The sequence below is a fragment of the Corynebacterium epidermidicanis genome, from assembly GCF_001021025.1.
In the GTDB taxonomy this organism is placed as follows: Bacteria; Actinomycetota; Actinomycetes; order Mycobacteriales; family Mycobacteriaceae; genus Corynebacterium; species Corynebacterium epidermidicanis.
Genome location: NZ_CP011541.1, coordinates 1781754 through 1801018, shown reverse-complemented (window position 1 = coordinate 1801018; position 19265 = coordinate 1781754). Strand labels below are relative to the sequence as shown.

At 58.5% G+C, this 19265-nt stretch carries 17 protein-coding genes; 7 read left to right on the top strand and 10 right to left on the bottom strand.

The features are described 5' to 3' along the window. Positions 1-55: 55 nt before the first annotated feature. A protein-coding gene (locus CEPID_RS12930; protein ID WP_407921621.1) for an IS3 family transposase occupies positions 56-1293 on the top strand; the annotation gives its coding sequence in 2 pieces (ribosomal slippage) (positions 56-392 and positions 392-1293; 1239 coding nt in all). A 112-nt stretch (positions 1294-1405) separates the two neighbouring features. Here CEPID_RS12930 and glnA read toward each other — a convergent pair. Continuing rightward, complete coding sequence (glnA, locus tag CEPID_RS08320; RefSeq protein WP_047240582.1) at positions 1406-2839, bottom strand: type I glutamate--ammonia ligase; 1434 nt, start codon at positions 2837-2839, stop codon at positions 1406-1408. A gap of 170 nt (positions 2840-3009) precedes the next feature. On the opposite strand from glnA, the gene CEPID_RS08315 reads away from it, so the two are divergent. Then, on the top strand, positions 3010-3483 hold the full coding sequence (locus CEPID_RS08315; protein ID WP_047240581.1) for an RDD family protein: 474 nt from the start codon (positions 3010-3012) through the stop codon (positions 3481-3483). Positions 3484-3502: 19 nt separating this feature from the next. Here the strand turns inward: CEPID_RS08315 and CEPID_RS08310 are convergent, their stop codons facing one another. Together CEPID_RS08310 and CEPID_RS08305 are read right to left on the bottom strand one after the other, a co-directional pair. After that, a complete protein-coding gene (locus CEPID_RS08310; RefSeq protein WP_144413491.1) occupies positions 3503-5119 on the bottom strand; it encodes an aspartate:alanine exchanger family transporter in 1617 nt (538 codons plus the stop codon). A 68-nt stretch (positions 5120-5187) separates the two neighbouring features. Beyond that, on the bottom strand, positions 5188-5967 hold the full coding sequence (locus CEPID_RS08305; RefSeq protein ID WP_047240579.1) for a DUF4191 domain-containing protein: 780 nt from the start codon (positions 5965-5967) through the stop codon (positions 5188-5190). A gap of 95 nt (positions 5968-6062) precedes the next feature. Here CEPID_RS08305 and CEPID_RS08300 point away from each other — a divergent pair, with 95 nt between their 5' ends. Both CEPID_RS08300 and CEPID_RS08295 read left to right on the top strand, forming a co-directional pair. Continuing rightward, positions 6063-6746, top strand: coding sequence for an AAA family ATPase (locus CEPID_RS08300; RefSeq protein WP_047240578.1), 684 nt, complete (start codon positions 6063-6065; stop codon positions 6744-6746). Beyond that, positions 6743-7483: an AAA family ATPase gene (locus CEPID_RS08295; RefSeq protein ID WP_047240577.1), complete on the top strand. Its 741-nt coding sequence runs from the start codon at positions 6743-6745 to the stop codon at positions 7481-7483. Before CEPID_RS08300 ends, CEPID_RS08295 begins: the two co-directional genes overlap by 4 nt. A 173-nt stretch (positions 7484-7656) precedes the next feature. Here CEPID_RS08295 and lipA read toward each other — a convergent pair whose 3' ends face one another. After that, positions 7657-8676 carry a lipoyl synthase gene (lipA, locus tag CEPID_RS08290; RefSeq protein WP_047240576.1) on the bottom strand — a complete coding sequence of 340 codons (1020 nt, stop codon included), beginning with the start codon at positions 8674-8676 and terminating at the stop codon, positions 7657-7659. 37 nt (positions 8677-8713) lie between these two features. Further along, positions 8714-9472 (bottom strand): lipoyl(octanoyl) transferase LipB, encoded by a 759-nt coding sequence (gene lipB, locus CEPID_RS08285; RefSeq protein ID WP_047240575.1) that lies wholly within the window; start codon positions 9470-9472, stop codon positions 8714-8716. A 130-nt stretch (positions 9473-9602) separates the two neighbouring features. Between lipB and CEPID_RS08280 the strand changes: the two genes are divergently transcribed. Together CEPID_RS08280 and CEPID_RS13315 are read left to right on the top strand one after the other, a co-directional pair. Further along, positions 9603-10325, top strand: coding sequence for an AIM24 family protein (locus CEPID_RS08280; RefSeq protein ID WP_047240574.1), 723 nt, complete (start codon positions 9603-9605; stop codon positions 10323-10325). Between the two features lie 95 nt (positions 10326-10420). After that, entirely contained in the window at positions 10421-10588 is a 168-nt protein-coding gene (locus tag CEPID_RS13315) for a hypothetical protein (protein ID WP_158408036.1), read from the top strand. A 54-nt stretch (positions 10589-10642) separates the two neighbouring features. Here CEPID_RS13315 and gcvH read toward each other — a convergent pair whose 3' ends face one another. The 4 genes from gcvH to sucB form a co-directional block, all read right to left on the bottom strand. Next, positions 10643-11023, bottom strand: coding sequence for a glycine cleavage system protein GcvH (gene gcvH, locus CEPID_RS08275; RefSeq protein ID WP_047240573.1), 381 nt, complete (start codon positions 11021-11023; stop codon positions 10643-10645). Between the two features lie 36 nt (positions 11024-11059). After that, a complete protein-coding gene (gcvT, locus tag CEPID_RS08270; protein WP_047240572.1) occupies positions 11060-12160 on the bottom strand; it encodes a glycine cleavage system aminomethyltransferase GcvT in 1101 nt (366 codons plus the stop codon). Continuing rightward, positions 12161-15013, bottom strand: a complete 2853-nt coding sequence (gene gcvP / locus CEPID_RS08265; RefSeq protein WP_047240571.1) for an aminomethyl-transferring glycine dehydrogenase — start codon at positions 15011-15013, stop codon at positions 12161-12163. A 188-nt stretch (positions 15014-15201) separates the two neighbouring features. Continuing rightward, positions 15202-17223, bottom strand: coding sequence for a 2-oxoglutarate dehydrogenase, E2 component, dihydrolipoamide succinyltransferase (gene sucB / locus CEPID_RS08260; protein WP_047240570.1), 2022 nt, complete (start codon positions 17221-17223; stop codon positions 15202-15204). Between the two features lie 131 nt (positions 17224-17354). Between sucB and CEPID_RS08255 the strand changes: the two genes are divergently transcribed. Next, positions 17355-17750: a hypothetical protein gene (locus CEPID_RS08255; RefSeq protein WP_047240569.1), complete on the top strand. Its 396-nt coding sequence runs from the start codon at positions 17355-17357 to the stop codon at positions 17748-17750. A gap of 3 nt (positions 17751-17753) precedes the next feature. Here the strand turns inward: CEPID_RS08255 and CEPID_RS08250 are convergent, their stop codons facing one another. After that, on the bottom strand, positions 17754-19244 hold the full coding sequence (locus CEPID_RS08250) for a leucyl aminopeptidase (protein ID WP_047240568.1): 1491 nt from the start codon (positions 19242-19244) through the stop codon (positions 17754-17756). Positions 19245-19265 lie beyond the last annotated feature (21 nt).

The window sequence follows — 19265 nt, the reverse complement described above, 5'->3', positions numbered from 1 at the left end:
ATTGTTTGAACAGGGTCTGGGCTACACGGCGGCAGCTAATCGTTTAGGGGTTGGCCTGTATGCGGTGAAGCGATTTGAGCGTCGGTTCAAGCTTCATGGCAGGCTGTGTCTTGTGGAGAAACCAACTAAGCAGCAGTTTTCCTTCGAGGTGAAGAAGGAAGTCGTCGATCGCTTCATTGCTGGTGAGTCGAAGATGGATCTTGCCCGCGAGTTCGGGTTGTCCTCCGACCAGCTTGTCTCGAGTTGGGTCCGTGCCTGGCGTGCAGGTGGTGACGAAGCCTTGCGACCGAAGCCGAAGGGACGACCCAAGGGCAGTTCACCTACGAAGACAGTGACTGAGGAAGATCGGCTGCGCCGCGAGGTAGAGAAATTGCGGGCGGAAAACGCATACCTAAAAAAATTGCGGGACTTGAGGAACCAGCGACGAGGTTAAAGGTCGAGGCTATCGTCATCCTCAAGTCAGACCACCGGCTGGATGATCTGCTTGCTGCGGCAGGTCTTGCCCGGTCGACGTTTTACTATCACCAACAACGCCTCACTGCAGCTGATAAGCATGCCCAGCTTAAGCAGGCAATCCGTGACATCTTTCAGCGGATGAACCGTCGTTATGGTTACCGGCGGGTGCATGCTCAACTCCAACGGCAAGGGTGGGCGGTTAACCACAAGCTGGTCTACAAGCTCATGGACGAGTTGGGGCTGAAGTCCAAGGTCAGGGTGAAAAAGAAGTACAACTCGTACAAAGGCACTGTCAGCCACATCGCCAAGAACGTGCTGGATCGATGCTTCACACCGGATACACCAAATACGGTGTGGGTAAGTGATGTCACGGAGTTTCGGGTCGCTGGCACCAAGGTTTACTTGTCGCCGATCATGGACCTATATGATCGGGCGATCGTGTCGTATAGCGTGTCTACCTCACCGAATACAGCGTTTACGTCACAGTCTTTGCGTGATGCCATCGCACAACAATCGCCAGGAAAAGGTTTACTGGTGCATACGGATCAAGGGTTCCAGTACCAGCATTCCAGCTGGCGCGACCTCATTGACAGCATTGGTGGTGTGCAGTCAATGTCAAGGAAAGGTAACTGCTACGACAACGCGGTGATGGAAAACTTCTTCGGGCACCTCAAGACAGAGATGTACCACGGTGAGTCATTTACCAGTCAGGATGACTTCTACCACGCACTCGATGACTACATTCACTGGTACAACCACGAACGCATCCAACAACGACTCAAGGGCCTGACCCCGATGCACTATCGGAACCAGACCCTTGAAACCCAAACCGCCTAGAATTAAACCAGTCCAACTTTCGGGGGCCAGTTCAAGAGTAGACTGGGATTTCTTTTAAGTTTGGGAGATTCGCGAATAACTGCTGGTCAGAAACGCAAATGTCCCGCCTACATTAGCAATCGAAGTACATCTCGAATTCCTGCGGGGTTGGCCGCGTGCGGTTCGGGATGATCTCGTTGTCGTACTTGTACTTGATGTAGGTCTGGATGAGGTCGTCGGTGAAGACGCCACCTTCGGTGAGGAACTCGTGGTCTTCGGCGAGTGCTTCCAGGGATGCCTCGAGGGAAGTCGGGGCGGTTGGGATGGAGGCTGCTTCCTCAGGTGGGAGTTCGTAGAGGTCCTTGTCCACTGGTGCGTGTGGCTCGATGCGGTTCTTGATGCCGTCGAGACCAGCCATCATCATGGCAGCAAAGCCGAAGTATGGGTTGCCCGATGGGTCCGGCGCGCGGAACTCGATGCGCTTTGCCTTCGGGTTGGAGCCCGTAATCGGGATGCGCACTGCTGCGGAGCGGTTGCGCTGCGAGTACACCAGGTTGATTGGAGCTTCGTAGCCTGGGACCAAGCGGTGGTAGGAATTCAACGTCGCGTTGGTGAAGGACAGCACCGCACCTGCGTGGTGTAGGATGCCACCGATGTAGTAACGGGCGAGGTCGGAGAGACCCGCGTAGCCGTTATCGTCGTGGAACAGTGGCTGGCCGTCCTTCCACAGCGATTGGTGGGCGTGCATACCGGATCCGGCATCGCCCGCCAGTGGCTTAGGCATGAAGGTGGCGGTTTGACCGTGGTAGTGGGCGGTCTGCTTAACGATGTATTTGAACGTCTGCAGGTCGTCTGCTGCGTGCAGCAGAGTGTTGAACTTGTAGTTGATCTCCTGCTGGCCCTGGCCACATTCGTGGTGGAAGCGTTCTACGTCAAAACCAGCATCGCGCATGTGGCGGACCATGTCGTCGCGGATGTCCACTGCGCCGTCATAAGGCGCGTTAGGGAAGTAGCCCTTCTTGGTGCGGTTCTTGTAGCCGAGGTTTGGTCCACCGTTGAGGTTGGTTTCCGAACCGCGGTTCCACCAGCCTTCGTCGCTGTCTACTTCGTAGAAGGAGGCGTTGACATCGGTGTGGAAACGTACCGAGTCGAAGAGGTAGAACTCAGCTTCGGCACCAAAGAAGCAGGTGTCGGCGATGCCAGTGGAGGCCAAATATTCTTCAGCTTTGCGTGCGACGTTGCGTGGGTCACGGCTGAATGGTTCGCGGGTGAATGGGTCGTGGACGAAGAACTTCATGTTCAGCGTCTTTGCTGGTCGGAACGGGTCGATCATTGCCGTCTTTACGTCCGGCAGCAGGTTCATGTCGGATTCTTCGATGGTGGTGAACCCACGGATAGAGGAGCCGTCGAATGCCAGTCCGGCTTCTGCGGTTTCTTCATCGAACATCGATGCTGGGATCGAAAGGTGGTGTTCGGTGCCGGGGACGTCGGTAAAGCGGATGTCTAGGAATTCAACTTCTTCGTCCTTGATGTACTTGACGACATCAGCAACGCTTTCAAAAGCCACGTGGTGCTCCTCGCGGAAATAGTGTGTAAAAGTTCGGCGCATTCACTCGGCCTGTGGCAGGCCAGGCAAATCGCCACATGCGCACCAGTGTACAAACCTTCTGGTGTCAAACTGTAATTTTCCGCCCCTGTTTTCGGTGTTTGATTCACGGCTGGGATAAATTGCTAGGTATGTCTGAACAAAAACGCAGCTGGCTTGAAGGCCCGATGATTCCGGGCGACGCCGATGATCCCATGGCACCAGGTCGCTGGCCTGGGGAAAAGCTCGGGCTCCCGGAAAAAGGGGCAGGTGCGTTGGCCAGTGTCATGCGACGTGCAGTCGGAATTACGATCGACTGGTTTCTCTGCATGTTCATCGCGATCATTATTCGTAATTTCACCGATGCGCTCGGGGGAGTGTCGACACTCACCCTTATCCTGTTTTGCCTTATCTCCGTGGTGAGCGTGTGGTTGTTCGCCCGCACCCCGGGCCAGGCAATCCTCGGCATGGGTGTGGCGCGTGTCGACGCCGTCGGTCGCGTTGGATTCGTCCGTGCCCTCGTGCGTACCGTGCTGACGGTTTTCATTTTCCCGCCGATTATGGTGGACGCTGACGGGCGGGGACTCCACGACCGCGCTACTCAAACCGCGGTTATTTTCGGCTAAGCCTTCGCGGTTGCGCTAGCTAGAGCAAAACAAACAACAACACTTGAGCTGCCACGATTTTGGCCACCATGCTCAGCGGATACACGCTGGTATAGCCAAACGCGGGCAGCTCATTGTTTTGTTGGTCGCTAGCGTAGGAGAGCACGGCCGGGTGGGTTTGAATTCCGGCGAGGATGCCAGCTGTTTGACCGAATGGAATCCGGAGCACTTTGTGTCCCACAAGGAGGGTGAGGAAGCTCAACGCGCAGGTCAACAAAGCTCCTACGCCGATAACGGTCAGCGACGCAGGGTCGGCCAACGCCTTAGCAAAACCCGCACCAGCGGTGGTGCCGATGCCCGCCAAGAACAAAGTGATTCCCAGGCCCCGCAGCACCAAGTTCGCACCGTAGGGGACCTGCCACACCACTGGGCCGGTACGGCCGAGCGCGCCGAGCACCAGCGATACCAGCAGTGGCCCGCCGGCATTGCCCAACTTGAGCGAACTTCCTCCCGGCAGTGGGAATTCAATCATGCCCACCACAACGCCGAGGGTAAGCCCCACCAGAAGGGGCAGCAGATTGATATCGGAGATTTTCTTGTAGGAATCGCCGAAGAACCTTGTCGCTCGGTCGAGGCGTTCGCTGGGGCAGACTACGCGTACGCGATCCCCGAGTTGCAGGCTCATCTCGGGGGTGGCCACCATGTCGACGTCGCCACGCCGCACGCGGGTGACCAACATGTCGGACATTTGGGGGCGCAGTTTCGCGAGTGGAATTCCCACGATGGAGGGGTTCGAGACGAAGATGCGTCGATAGTCTAGCCCCTCGTCGTGCGTGGGATCTCCGGGCACGCTCTCACCCATCAACGCCGTTGCGCGCGCGACTTCGGATTCGGTGCCGACGACCGTCAAGATGTCGCCGATGCGTGCCCGATCGCCCAGCTCAGGGATATGCAGTTCGCCTGCGCGCTCCCGCCTGGAGATGATGATGTCTAGTTCCAAAATGTAGGGAATGTTGGTCAACGCAGGAAGATCGTCCTTGGTCACCCGCACCCGGGCGGTAAGAAGCTCGTGCACGGCCACGCCCGCGGCCTCCGCCTCGGCAGCCGGATTGACGCGAAACAGTGCGTGGCAAACCGCGATAGCCACGATCACACCCAGCACACCGATCGGGTAGGCCAATGAATAGGTAACGACCGGCAGTTCGGCGACGTCCGCGAGCTGGTCGGGGCTAACTAGACCTGGCAGAGAATCCACCACCGCGGCCATCGCAGGCGTGTTGGTGAGCGCTCCGGTGAACATACCCGCGCCGGTGGCGGCATCTAAATCAAAGGCTTTGATCAACACCCAAGCCAACAGCGTGGACACAGCTATGACCGCGAGTGCGAAGATATTTGCTTTCAATCCGGTGGTCCGCAAGGAACGGAAGAAGTCCGGCCCGGACTCTAAGCCGATCGTGTAGACGAACAGGGAAAGACCGATGATGAAGACGATGGGTGGCAGGGCGATAGCTGGGTTGAGCGTCGCAAAGCCTAGGCCCACAAATAAGACGGCGGCAACTCCTAGTTGGAAGCCGAAGACCCGGACGCGGCCAAGCAAAAGCCCCAGTGCCATGATGGTCACTAGGGCAAGTAGTTGATTTTCTACAAATACCTGCACGCTAAGCAGTGTGCATGATATTTGCGCCGTCATCAACTAGGACGAGCTAGGGCGCTAACAGCCGTGAGCTAGCGTCCCCCGCGCTCAGCTTGGCGGCGCGCCCGCCGATTCATACCGGAGACCTTCGCGCCCTTGGGCAGAGGGCCCTTCGGCAAGCCTGGCTGGCCTTGGCCGGAGATGTGGTCCATGGCTTCGATCTTGTTGGCCAACGCGTAGACTTCGTCCTTCTTGTAGTTGCGAGGGAGCTTCATCAGTTCGCGCTGCAGGTTGCGGATGCGGACCTGGTCCTCGCCTTCACCGGTGTAGATTTTGTAGATCGGTACTCCGCCGGAAACTCGGTTCAGACGCTTTTCGGCCTGCGCCATCAGCGGCTTTAGTCGATGCATTTCGCCTTCGCCAACCAGGACAATTCCGGGGTTGCCAATGACGCGGTGGACCGCGTCCATGTGGGTGTTGGCAGCGATCGCCGTCTTGGTGCGCCAAGCCATTCCGACACCCGACTTGAGGTTCTCCAGTGCCCAACCGGCAGCACCGGGCTGGTTTTCAGCCTGGTCGTAGACAGACTTTTCGACACGTCGGGTGAAGATAAACATCGCCAGCATGATGCCCAGCGCCAAACCAATCGGCAGCATCCACCATTGCGAATTGAAGAGCAAGCCCAGACCAAAGAACAGCACGGCCATGCCGACCACTGCGATAAGCATGAGCGGAACCAGCGCCTTGTCGTTCTTGCGCTGGATGTTAAACGCTTGCCACATTTGCGAGTAATTCTGCTTTCGCTGCGCGCGCTTAGCTGCCTTTGCTTCCTTTTCGGCTGCCTTCAACTGCGCCTTCTTTGCATCTGCCATGACCACTACTTTAGGACATTTGGGGGTGCTTTACGCTAATCGGCCCCCGACGCGTGCTTTTCGACGCCCAATTGAACGGAGGTAACGTGTATCTCATGTACGTGGACCGGTTGTACCTGAAGCCCATCAGCAATGGGGATTATTCCACATCGCTGCCGCTGGCCAGGCATCTAGGTGCCCTGGGGACTTTCCGATTCACGCGACCAGTCACGATCCTGACCGGCGAAAACGGTGCCGGAAAATCCACGCTCATCGAGGCGATGGCGTGCCGGTTGGGGTTTGACGCCGCCGGAGGCGTACAGGCTGAGTTCAATCGCGCAGCAGAATGGACCACCTCGAAGCTGCACCGCGCCCTCGTCATTCGAGGCTCATTGCCGCTGATCAATGGCTATTTTCTGCGCTCGGAAACTCAATTCAATGTGGCGAATGCTGGCGAGCCGGTGGCGCGTTCGCATAGCGAATCCATCATGGATGTGGTGGAGCGCCACTTCTTTTCCAAGGGACTGTTCATCCTCGATGAACCCGAAGTCGGGCTGAGTCCCATCCATCAAATGGCGCTATTGGGGTATATCGACATGATCGCTCGAGGTGGGGGACAATTCATTATCGCAACACACTCGCCGATCATTTTGGCGGTGCCAGGAGCGGATATTTGGCATCTGTCGTCGGAAAGGCTTGGTCAGGTGGCGTACGAGGACCACCCGATCTACCTGACTTATCGCGACTTCCTGCGGGACCCGCAGCAGCGGATCCTCGGAGAGCTAGGCAGGTTGCGATGACTTTTATCAGTGGGTTCGAGCTCTCGGAACTCGAACCAGGGGAAGATAACGCTTACCTGCGTCAGTTGCCGATCGTGAAGTCGCTGTTGGGCGCCGGCCGGATCGACTTCACGTCTTCCGTTACTTTTTTGGTGGGGGAAAACGGTGCTGGTAAGTCGACGCTGGTGGAAGCATTGGCCGTCGGCATGCGCTTCAATCCAGCCGGTGGCACTCGAAACAGCCTATTTTCTTCAGCGGATACCGTCTCCGAGCTGCACTATTGGCTGCGTATCTTCCGTTCGCGCAACCCTCGCGATGGCTACTTCTTGCGCGCGGAGGCCATGAACAAGGTCTTTAGCTATTATGATGCGCCTGGATTCTACGATCCGCGCTTTGGCCCGCGGATGCACACGATGTCACACGGCGAAAGCTCCTTGCACCTGCTGAAGAACCGCTTTCATGCGAATGGACTGTACCTCCTGGATGAGCCCGAATCTGGGCTGTCGCCCGACTCACAGATTGTTGCCGCTGCTCGTATCGCGGATCTGGCCAGGCGTGGTGCGCAGTTCATCATCGCTACCCATTCGCCGATCATTTTGGCCGTTCCAGGCGCGGAGATTCTCGAGATCCGCGACGGCGCATTGACCCGCGTGTCGTATGAGGAAACCTCCCTGGTCGAAGCCACGCGCGAGTTTATCGACGATCCCCTCGGCACCGCCGCCTACCTGTGCGAAGCAGACCCGATTCCCGAGGATTGATCCGGGCCACAGGCTTGGCGACGGCCGACGTGCCGCCCGCCCGTTTTCACACTCTCGCCGACTCCCAAACCAGGCGGGCACAAAAGCGAACGAAAACACGAAATCGACGCCTGCTTCTCCAGGAATCTAGAAAAGCTGGCGTCGATTAGGCGCACGAGCCCGCTGGGGCGAGACTATGCGCGGGTGGTCACGGGGGTGTCTTCGGATGCGCCGTACTTCGCCAGCAGGGAAGTGGCTTCCTGGGCGGTGGAACCAGCGGAGGTTTCAGCGAGGTGCTTCAAGTTCTCTGGCAGTTCCTCGCCGCGTGCGGCGATAGTCTGGGCGTAGAGGCGGCCGGCGCGGTAGGAGGAGCGCACCAACGGGCCGGACATAACGCCGGTAAAGCCCAGCTCGCGGGCATAATCTGCGTGCTCGACAAATTCTTCCGGCTTCACCCATCGTTCGATCGGGTGGAATTTCAGTCCTGGGCGCAGGTACTGGGTGATGGTGATGATGTCACAGCCAGCCGAACGCAGGTCGCGCAGGGCTTCCTGGATTTCTTCGACGGTTTCGCCCATGCCGAGGATCAGGTTGGACTTGGTCACCAGGCCGAAATCTCGAGCCTGGCGGATGACGTCCAGGGAGCGATCATAGCGGAACGCTGGGCGGATGCGCTTGAAGATACGTGGCACGGTTTCAATGTTGTGCGCGAACACCTCGGGGCGCGCCTCGAAAACTTGTTGAAGCAGGTCAGGCTTGCCGGAGAAGTCCGGAACCAGGTTTTCCACGCCCGTGTTGGGATTCAACGCGTGGATCTGGCGGACGACTTCCGCGTAGAGCCAGGCACCTTCGTCTTCCAAATCGTCACGGGTGACGCCGGTAATGGTGGCGTAGTTAAGCCCCATCTCGCGCACGGATTCCGCGACGCGACGCGGCTCGTCGCGATCGAGTGGGTCTGGCTTGCCGGTGTGGATTTGGCAGAAATCGCAGCGCCGCGAGCACTGGTCACCGCCGATGAGGAAAGTGGCCTCGCGGGATTCCCAACATTCGTGGATGTTGGGGCACCCTGCCTCTTGGCAAACAGTGTGTAGGGAAGCGCCGGAAACGCGCTGTTTCATATCTTGATATTCCGGACCCGTTTTCACCGAGGTGCGGATCCAGCGTGGTTTGCTCTCAATGGGAGTCTCGGAGTTACGAGCCTCAACGCGGAGCATTCTTCTTCCGTCAGGTGCAACAGTCACGCAGCCAACCCTACACCTTTCGCTTGCCTAACCCCTTACAGGGATCCGGAGCCGTGCCAAACGTATGGTCAGCCACGGTAAGACGCCCTTCGAGGGCATCAATCAGGGCCACCGAAATTGGCTCAATGCATTCATCCACCGTCACGTCTCGTCCGAGCTCGGCGGCGAGGGTGGTCACTCCGGCATCGTCGATGCCGCAGGGGACGATGTGGTCGTAGTACTCGAGGGTGTTGTTGCAGTTCAGCGCGAGCCCATGCATAGACACCCCGCGAGTGATTCGGATACCGAGCGCGGCAATTTTGCGGTCCGCCCGGCCGTCACTGGCCGGGACCCATACTCCGGAACGGCCGTCGATACGCCCGGCAGTGGTGACACCGAGTTGGCGCACCACCTGGATGAGTGCTTCCTCCACGCGGCGCACATAGTCGACCACGTCAACAGGGTCGTTGAGTTTGATGATCGGGTAGCAGACCAGTTGGCCGGGGCCATGCCAGGTGATGCGACCACCACGGTCCACGTCAATGACCGGCAGGCCGTTGGTGGGGCGATCCTCGGGCTGGGTGCGCTTGCCCGCGGTGTATATCGACGGGTGCTCGAGCATCAGCAGCTGGTCGTGGATCTCGTCATTGGCGCGCTGGGCCGCGATGTCGGCCTGACGATGCCACATCTGCTCATAATCCTGGAGCCCAAGCTTGACGACGTCAATCGGCTCGCCACTGCGTCGGATCGGGGCATCGGGTGCGGTAAAAGGGGCGCGAGGGGCTGTCATGAAACATTAGGATACGCCGATGCGACGCATCCGAAAACTAGGTGTACATTGGGGGAAAACCCTGATGTTCAAAAGGAGAAATTCGGGTTCAATGGGGTGTGCACAGACCTTTCAACTATGAGGAGCCCCGATGCCAATCCACGGATACCTGTTTCAAAACTCGGCTGAAATCCAGTCCAATGACCAGTTCGTCCAGCAGAACAAGAAAATGCTCAAGGTGAACTTGCAAGGTGCGCCGATCCAAGCGAAGGTCGGCTCGATGGTGGCCTACCAGGGCGATGTGAGGTTTGAAAACAAGGGGTCTGGTGGCCTGGGCAAAATGTTCAAGAAAGCCGTCACCGGCGAAGGCGTAGAAATGATGCACGTTTCCGGCGCTGGCCAGGTTTTCCTTGCCGACCAAGCCCAGGAAGTGCAAATCCTCTTCCTGGAAAATGACATGATCTCCGTCAACGGTAAGAACGTCCTCGCGTTCTCTTCCAGCATCGAATGGGACGTCCACCGCATCAAGGGCGGCGGAATGATGGCCGGCGGGCTTTTCAACGTTTCGCTGCGGGGCACTGGGTTCGTTGCCGTGCTTACCGACGGCGATCCAATCGCCCTCAACGTGGCCGAAGCCCCCACCTTCGCTGACCCGCAAGCAGCGGTGCTGTGGACCTCCGGCGTGCAGATGCAGGTCCGCACCGACTTCACTGGTGGCCTTCGTTCCTTGGTCCACGGCGGCACCGGCGAGTCTATCCAGCTGGGATTCGGTGGTCAGGGCATCGTGGTGGTGCAGCCGTCGGAGGGGCAGATTTTCGGTGGAGCGGGGGAATCCAGCTCGTCTGGTTCGGGCCTGAGTGATCTGTTTAGCTAGCCCCTGCCATTACGATCCTGTTACAGCGCTTGACGCTCTCTCCCTTGAGAGACTTATTTAAAGTAACAACCGTTAAGTTGTAGAGGAGAGAGTCAGTGATCAAGTTGCCGTGGCGAATAGTAGCTACCCTCGCTGCGCTAGTCATAGCGTTCAGCTACACGATGGACTTGCCGTACTACGTAATCATCGCACTGGCTGTGCTCGTCATGACGATCGTCTGGCTGCCCTGGTTCCACGAGCGCAAGCAACCGCAAATTCAATAGAAAAACGGCCTACCTCAATACTGAGGTGGGCCGTTTTTTTGGGGGTGAGGCGACCTAGATGCCGTTCTTTTCCGCGTATTCAGCGGCAGTCATGACTGGGCCGACCTCGGTGATTTCGACCTCGAAGAGCCAACCAGCTTCGAATGGATCGGAGTTGATGGTCTCGGGGGCGTCGGCAAGCTCGTCGTTGACGGCAACGACGGTGCCGTTGACCGGGGAGAACAGGTCGGAAACGGACTTGGTGGACTCAACTTCGCCACAGGTCTCGCCGATCTCAACGGTGTCACCCACTGCAGGCAGGTCAACGTAGACGATTTCACCGAGAGCGTTAGCAGCGAAGTCGGTGATGCCGAGCTTGACGGTAGCGCCGACCTCGGCGCCGGAGATCCACTCGTGGTCAGCAGAGTAGGAGTAAGACTCAGGAAGGTTAGACATGGTTAGCCTTTCGGGTGAGAAGTGTCAGATTAAATTTTAGCCACGCTTGTAGAAAGGCAGTTTGACAACACGGTAGGTGTGCTTCTTGCCACGGATATCTACGTCCAGCTCGCGGCCTTCCTCGGCGAAATCCACATCGAGGTAGGCCATCGCAACTGGGTAGCCAAGGGTTGGGGAGAGCTGGCCAGAAGTTACCTCGCCGATCTCTGCGCCTTCCGGGGAAAGGATCATCGAGTGGGCGCGCGCCGCCCGTCGACCTTCACCCTGCAAGCCGATGAGCTTGCGCTTCGGAGCTTCGGCGCCGAGGAGGGCATCCTTAGCCAGGAAGTCACCTTCCTTCTTCTTGGACACCAGCACGCCGAGACCGGCATCGGCAGGGGTCAACGTGCGATTGAGTTCGTTGCCGTAGAGCGGCATACCTGCCTCAAGACGCAGGGAATCACGGGCTGCTAGCCCACATGGCAGCATCTCGAACGGCTTTCCAGCTGCAACGAGAGCTTCCCACAGTGTCGAGGCCTGTTCATTGGGCAGGAAAAGCTCAAAGCCGTCCTCGCCGGTGTACCCGGTGCGAGCGAGCAAGACATCAAAGCCAGCGATTTTTGCCGGTACCGTCGCGTAATACTTCAGCTCACGTACAGCAGCTGCATCTTCGGCGATGCCGGTGAGCAGCTCCTCGGCGCGGGGGCCTTGCACAGCGACGAGAGCCGTGGTGCGGGATTCGTTCGCCAAAGAAACATCGAAGCCCGCAGCGCGCGCGGAAAGCTCGTCCCAGACGACATCAGCGTTGCCAGCGTTAGGGACCACGAGGAATTCCGCGTCATCGAGCCGGTAGACGATCAGGTCGTCGATAATGCCCCCGTCTGGCTGCACGATCATGGTGTACTTCGCTTTGCCCACAGCGATCGTCGAGAGCTGGGAGATCAGCGCGTAGTCCAGGAATTCGCCGGCCTGGGCGCCGGTGACCCGGATTTCGCCCATGTGCGAGAGATCGAAAAGTCCGACGTTTTCGCGGACCGCCTTGTGCTCGGCGAGTTCGGAACCGTACTTCAGTGGCATCTGCCACGCGCCGAAGGCAGTGAAAGAGGCGCCTAGTGCTTCATGCTCGGTGTGCAGGGGGGAATACAACACATCGGACATTTAGGACTCCTCAGTGAAATCGAATGCGGATGGTGGCGGGCAGGAGCAGACGAGGTTGCGGTCGCCGTAGGCTTCGTCGATACGACGGACAGCCGGGTAGTACTTCGTGCGACGCAGACCCGGAACTGGGAAGGCCGCCTGCTGACGGGTGAACTTGTATTCCCACTCGTCGGCTGCGATAGCTGGGGCCGTGAACGGCGCATGGGAAAGCACGGAATCCTCGAGGCTGATCTTGCCGTCGATGATTTCCTGAATCTCCGCGCGGATCGAAAGCATCGCCTCAATGAATCGGTCCAGCTCAGCCAGGTCCTCGGACTCAGTTGGCTCGACCATGAGGGTGCCAGCGACAGGGAAGGACAGGGTCGGAGCGTGGAAACCGTAGTCAACCAGGCGCTTTGCGACGTCCGTCGCTGTCACACCGGACTGCTTGGTGAGCTCACGCAGGTCCAGAATGCACTCGTGGGCTACGAGCCCATTTTCGCCGGTGTAGAGCGTCGGGAAAGCATCTTTGAGCGCGTGGGAGACGTAGTTGGCGGCCAGAATTGCATAAGAGGTGGCGGCCTTGAGTCCTTCGGCGCCCATCATCGCGATGTAAGCCCAAGGAATTGGCAACACGCCAGCGGAGCCGAAAGCGGCACCTGCAACCGGCACGCCTTCGCCGACGGCGATTGGGGCGGTTGGATCAACGTCACGGGCATCACCTGGCAGGAATGGAACCAAGTGTTCGGCCACACAGACCGGGCCAACACCTGGTCCACCTCCACCGTGTGGGATGGTGAACGTCTTGTGCAGGTTCAGGTGGGAGACGTCGCCACCAAACTCGCCCGGGGCAGCCAGGCCGGTCAGGGCGTTCATGTTCGCGCCATCGATGTAGACCTGTCCGCCGGCGTCGTGCACCTTCTTGCAGACTTGACGGACGGTGTCTTCGAACACGCCGTGGGTCGATGGGTAGGTGATCATGATGCCAGCGACATGCTCGCCGTGCTTTTCGATCTTGGCGTCCAGGTCGTCCAAGTCGATCGAGCCGTCGGCTGCGGTGCCGACCACCACCACACGCAGGTTGGCCAGCGTTGCCGAGGCAGCGTTGGTGCCGTGTGCAGACTGTGGAATCAAAACGATGTCGCGGCCTTCGTCTCCGTTAGCTACGTGGTAGCGACGGATCGCGATGAGGCCGGCCAGCTCACCCATGGAACCCGCAGGCGGCTGGACGGAAACCTTGGCGTAGCCAGTGACCTTAGCTAGCCAGTCTTCCAGCTCCGCGATCAATTCGAGCCAGCCCTGAGCCTGGTCCGCAGGAGCGTAAGGGTGGATTCCCGCGAAGCCAGGGTAGGAGATAGCTTCCATACCTGCGGTTGGGTTGAGCTTCATCGTGCAGGAACCCAACGGAATCATGGTGCGGTCCAACGCGAGATCGCGGTCGCCCAAGGTGCGGATGTAACGCATCATCTGGGTTTCGGAGTGCACGGAGCTGAATACCTCGTGGGTCAGCGGGGCTTCCGTACGCACGAGATCTGCAGGGATAGCTAAGGAACCTTCAACCACCGAGGCGTCGAAAATGCCGGCGAGGGCTGCAACGTCTTGCTCGGTTGCGGATTCGCCGAAGGAAACGGATACCTTGTCTGTGCCGATGCCACGAACCAGGTAGCCCGCCTCGGCTGCGCGCGCAACGAGTTCCTCGGCCTTGCCTGGCACCGAAACGGTGACCGTGTCAAAGAAGTTCTCGTGCAGTACGTCGACGCCGGCTGCGGAAAGGCTCGCGGCCAACTGCGCAGCTAGCTGGTGGACACGTTCCGCGATGCGCTGCAAACCAGCAGCGCCGTGCCACACGGCGTACATCGAGGCGGTAACTGCTAGCAAGGCTTGGGCAGTACAGATGTTCGAGGTAGCCTTCTCGCGTCGAATATGCTGCTCACGGGTCTGCAGCGCGAGGCGATAAGCGGGGTGACCTTCGGCATCTACGGAGACACCGACGAGGCGACCAGGCATCTGACGCTTGAGCTTGTCGGTAACTGCCATGTATGCAGCGTGGGGGCCACCGTAGAACAGAGGCACACCGAAGCGCTGGGTGGAGCCGACGGCAATATCGGCACCCATCGAACCGGGGGACTTCAGTGCGACCAGACCAAGGATGTCTGCTGTGACCGTCGCCAATGCGCCGCGGTCGTGGAGATCGTTGATGATCGCCGTCGGATCGAGCAGGTCGCCTTCGGTGCCGGGGCAGGCGATAACTGCGCCCACCAGGTCTTCGCCGACGATCCCTTGTGTGAGGTCGACGATTTCAACTTCGAGGTCGATGGTGCGGGCGCGTTCCGCCGCGACGACGAGTATCTGTGGATGCAGGCGAGCATCCAACAAAATGCGACGTCCCTTCTTGACCGCGCGCGACATCAGGCCGACAGCTTCCGCGACGGCGGTCGCTTCATCAAGCAGGGAAGCATTGGCGATGTCCAGGCCGGTGAGTTCCTGCACCATCGTCTGGAAGTTCAGCAGGGCCTCGAGGCGTCCTTGGGAAATCTCCGGCTGGTATGGGGTGTAAGCGGTGTACCAGCCCGCGTCCTCCAAGACTCCGCGGCGGATAACCGGTGGGGTGATCGTGTCAGAGTAGCCCTGACCGTAGAAAACTCGCTTCTCGACGTTCTTCTCGGCATACTCGCGAAGTTTCGCTTGAGCTTCGTACTCGTTGAGGGGTGCGGGTAGCTCGGGAAGTTGAGAAAGTGCGATGTCAGCTGGCAGTGCTGCGGTGATCAGGTCATCAATCGTGGCGTAGCCAAGTTGATCCAGCATCACCCGTGCTTCGGAATCGTTGGGGCCGAGGTGGCGGCCTAGAAATTCCGAGGTGTTGTTTTCGGTCATTGTTGGTGTCTGCTCCTTGGTTTAGGTCAGGACGTGGAAAGGATTTTTCCGTTGCCCTTCAGTATAGAGTGGCGCACCTTAATCGATAAGAGCGGTGTGATTTAAGTCGATAACCAAGGCAACAACAAAAATGGCTGCCTCCCGCAGTGCGGTAAGCAGCCATTATGTCGTCGAAAAGCGCCTAGTTACTAGAGCTCAAGGTCGCCTTCGAAGTTGCCGGTCTCGAGACGGTCGCGGACGGTGGTCATGAAACGACCGGCGTCGGCACCGTCAACAACCTGGTGATCGTAGGTCATTGGCAAGTAAACCATCTGACGGATAGCGATCGCATCGTTGCCGTCCTCGGTGACCACGACAGGGCGCTTGACGATCGCTCCGGTGCCGACCATCGCAGCCTGTGGTGGCACGAGGATTGGGGTGTCAGAGAGCGCGCCTTCGGAACCAATGTTGGTGATGGTGAAGGTGCCGCCAGTCAGGTCATTTGGCTTGAGCTTGTTGTTGCGCGCGCGATCGGCGATGTCAACGATGGCCTTAGCCAGCTCAGGCAGCGACTTGTCTTGAGCGTTGTGGATGACAGGGGAGAGCAAACCAGCCGGAGTATCCACGGCGATACCCAAGTTGACCTGCGCGTGGTAGGTCATTTCCTTGGTCTCAGCGTTGTAGGAAGCGTTGACGTTCGGGTGGGAAACCAGAGCCTCAACGATTGCCTTCGCGAAGAATGGCAGGTAGGTCAGGTTCACGCCGTGCTTCTCGACGAACTTAGGCTTAGCCTGCTTGCGGAGCTCCGCAACCTTGGTCATATCCACTTCATGCAGCTGGGTCAGCTGAGCTGCAGAGTGGAGGGATTCCAAGGTCTTCTTCGCGGTGATCTCGCGAATACGGTTGACGCGCTGTGTGGTGCCACGCAGCTTTGCCTTCTCTGGATCGACGGACTTCGTCGAAATTGCAGAGCCCTTCGCCGCAGCGGTAGTCGCAGGTGCTTCGCCCTGGCCAGCAGCAGCCAAGACATCCTGCTTGCGGATACGTCCACCGACTCCGGTGCCCTCGACCTTGGAAAGGTCTACGCCGTGCTTGTCAGCTAGCTTGCGGACCAACGGGGTGACGTATGGGGCATTGGAATTATCGACCTTAGCGGCCTCTTCCTTTGGCGCCTCAACCTTGGCAGCAACCTCGACCTTTGGCTCTTCCTTGGCTGGTTCTGCCTTGGTTTCTTCCTTGGCTGGTTCTGCCTTGGTTTCTTCCTTTGCTGCTGGCTGTGCGTTGGCGTCGCCGATGCGGACGATGACTTCGCCGACATCAACGGTGTCGTCTTCGTCGAAGAGGATTTCGACGATGGTGCCTGCTACTGGGGAAGGTACTTCGGTGTCGACCTTGTCGGTGGAGACTTCTAGCAGTGCTTCGTCTACTTCGACGGTGTCGCCGACGGACTTCAGCCAGCGGGTGATGGTGCCTTCGGTGACGGATTCGCCGAGTTCTGGCATCTTCACGTCGGTAGCTTCGCCGGAGGCTGCGTTGTTGCTTGCCTGTGGCTCTTCCTTGGTTTCTTCCTTTGCTGGCTCAGCCTTTGGTTCTTCCTTGGCTGGTTCTGCCTTGGTTTCTTCCTTTGCTGCTGGCTGTGCGTTGGCGTCGCCGATGCGGACGATGACTTCGCCGACATCAACGGTGTCGTCTTCGTCGAAGAGGATTTCGACGATGGTGCCTGCTACTGGGGAAGGTACTTCGGTGTCGACCTTGTCGGTGGAGACTTCTAGCAGTGCTTCGTCTACTTCGACGGTGTCGCCGACGGACTTCAGCCAGCGGGTGATGGTGCCTTCGGTGACGGATTCGCCGAGTTCTGGCATCTTCACGTCGGTAGCTTCGCCGGAGGCTGCGTTGTTGCTTGCCTGTGGCTCTTCCTTGGTTTCTTCCTTTGCTGGCTCAGCCTTTGGTTCTTCCTTGGCTGGTTCAGCTGCTGCTGAATCGGCGGCTTCGCCTTCTTCACCGATTTCGGCGATGACTTCACCGACATCTACGGTGTCGTCTTCTTCGAACAGGATCTTGGTCAACACACCTGCGCGTGGAGCAGGGATTTCCGTGTCAACCTTATCCGTGGAAACCTCCAGCAACGGCTCGTCGGCAGCGACAGTGTCACCGACCTGCTTCAGCCAGCGGGTAATAGTGCCTTCGGTGACTGACTCACCGAGTTCGGGCATTTCAACGGAAAACGCCATTGTGAAAGACTCCTTGAAATTCTAGATCGACAAAAATGCGATTGATACCCTAAAGCGTACCGGTTCTGCTTCCTCAGCGTCACACATAGGGCTGATAGGTGAGTTGCGATGCTCGCCTAATATAGATATTTGTGTTCAAACTATTTGGTAATCGCAGGTCAAAACCAGGCATCAAGCCACCCCGAGGGCCAGGTGACACTATTCGGCCGGAAGATGCGGAATACCTGAAAGCATGGGTCGTCGGTAAGGCCTTTGTTGAAGGGTTTGTCGAACCAGAAACCTTAGTCAACGAAATGAGCATCGTGCTTGTCGACGAAACCGGCGACTTTACCCGCAGGCGAATCGGCGGACCAAAAGGCATCGATGCGTGCATCCGTTTGCTAGACATTCCGGTCTACGACGTCGAAGAAACGGGATACCCACAACGGATGCGCGAACGCATTGAACGCGATCGGATCCTGCGGAAACGGCAGGAACAACAACAACGCCGCGCCCGTTTCGAGCGCGGCGAAGATCCAGCAGGATAGTTTCTAGCCCTTGTCGGCGATATCCTGCAGCGTTGCTACCAGCGTGCGAACTGGGTTGCCCGTCGCACGCTTAGGGACATAGCCGAAAGCTCCACCCGTGTTGTATGCCGGGCCCGCGATGTCCAGGTGAGCCCACTCGATGTCATCGGAGACGAATTCCGAAAGGAAGTAGCCGGCCTGCATCATGCCACCGAAACGGCTGCCGCCGGAGTTGCGCAGATCCGCGACGTCAGACTTCATTTCCTCGGCCATTTCCTCTGGAATTGGCATTGCCCAGGCGGGTTCGCCGACTTCCCGGCCGATTTCCGCGATGCGATCGCGGAACAATTCAGTGCCCATAACACCGGTGGTGCGGGCACCCAAAGCGACGAGTTGTGCGCCGGTGAGGGTAGCGGTATCGATGAGGTAGTCCGGCTTATCCTCGCAGGCGCGCACCATGGCGTCGGCAAGCACGAGGCGCCCCTCGGCGTCGGTGTTGGTGATTTCCACCGTCTTTCCGCCGTATTGGGTGATGACATCTCCTGGTCGGTACGACAAGCCGTCTGGCATGTTCTCGGCCATAGGAACCGTCGCCGTCACAGTAACCTTCAAGCCGAGGCGAGCTGCTGCGATGGTAGCTGCGATGACCGAGGCGGAACCGCCCATGTCGGAGATCATTTGGTCCATATTTGCGCTTGGCTTGATCGAGATACCGCCAGTGTCGAAAGTAATGCCCTTACCGACGAGTGCGACATGCTTTTCCGCCTTCTTGGCCTCGTAGGTCAGACGCAACAGACGTGGCCCGCGAGCAGACCCTTGACCCACCGCCGTCAAGCCACCGAAGCCTTTCTTGGCCAGCTGCTTATCGTCCAGGATTTCCGTGGCTACGCCATACTTCTCTGCCAGATTGGCCGCGATGACAGCATAGGACTCCGGGTAAAGATGCGAAGATGCGGTGTTCACCAAATCGCGAGCGAATGCGACGGATTCGGCGATGATCTGAGCCTGCTCAAACTCATCATTCTTCTCGGAGATGAATACGATCTCCTGCACCGGACGCTGAGCTTTCGGCTGCTTCGTGGTCTTTTGGCCACGGAATGAGTATGCGCCCAGTGCGGCACCCACCACCGTGTCGCTCAGGCCAAATACACCGAGGGCAAATGCTGCGACCTTGATACCGGTGAGGCTACGCGCTGCAACGCCGGCACTGCGTCGCAAAGTTTCGGCGTCAAACTCAGCAGAATCGCCGAGCCCTACAGCCACGATGAGCTCCGCGTCAGCTACGGCGGTGAGCTTGGTAATCTCCTGAGCCTTGCCGGTAGCACCCAACGCGCCGAGTGCGCGGAGGATAGCAACTTCATCCTCGCTGGAAAACAGGCCCGTGGTCGCGATTTCCGGGCCGTCTTCGCCCTGGAAGACCGGAATGACAATCGCATCAGCCTTTTTAGGGAGCTTCTTGGCGATGCTGAGCTGCGGCATGTCGCCTACTGCAGGGAGAGAAAACTCTGTTGGCACGGTGGTACTCAACCTCCTGGA

Excerpts from the sequence above, each read along its gene's own strand:
- gcvP (WP_047240571.1), bottom strand. The coding sequence starts at position 15,013 with ATGACCGAAAACAACACCTCGGAATTTCTAGGCCGCCACCTCGGCCCC.
- gcvT (WP_047240572.1), bottom strand. The coding sequence starts at position 12,160 with ATGTCCGATGTGTTGTATTCCCCCCTGCACACCGAGCATGAAGCACTA.
- lipB (WP_047240575.1), bottom strand. The coding sequence starts at position 9,472 with ATGACAGCCCCTCGCGCCCCTTTTACCGCACCCGATGCCCCGATCCGA.
- CEPID_RS08305 (WP_047240579.1), bottom strand. The coding sequence starts at position 5,967 with ATGGCAGATGCAAAGAAGGCGCAGTTGAAGGCAGCCGAAAAGGAAGCA.
- sucB (WP_047240570.1), bottom strand. The coding sequence starts at position 17,223 with ATGGCGTTTTCCGTTGAAATGCCCGAACTCGGTGAGTCAGTCACCGAA.
- CEPID_RS08300 (WP_047240578.1), top strand. The coding sequence starts at position 6,063 with ATGTACGTGGACCGGTTGTACCTGAAGCCCATCAGCAATGGGGATTAT.
- lipA (WP_047240576.1), bottom strand. The coding sequence starts at position 8,676 with ATGCTCCGCGTTGAGGCTCGTAACTCCGAGACTCCCATTGAGAGCAAA.
- gcvH (WP_047240573.1), bottom strand. The coding sequence starts at position 11,023 with ATGTCTAACCTTCCTGAGTCTTACTCCTACTCTGCTGACCACGAGTGG.
- CEPID_RS08315 (WP_047240581.1), top strand. The coding sequence starts at position 3,010 with ATGTCTGAACAAAAACGCAGCTGGCTTGAAGGCCCGATGATTCCGGGC.
- CEPID_RS08280 (WP_047240574.1), top strand. The coding sequence starts at position 9,603 with ATGCCAATCCACGGATACCTGTTTCAAAACTCGGCTGAAATCCAGTCC.
- CEPID_RS08295 (WP_047240577.1), top strand. The coding sequence starts at position 6,743 with ATGACTTTTATCAGTGGGTTCGAGCTCTCGGAACTCGAACCAGGGGAA.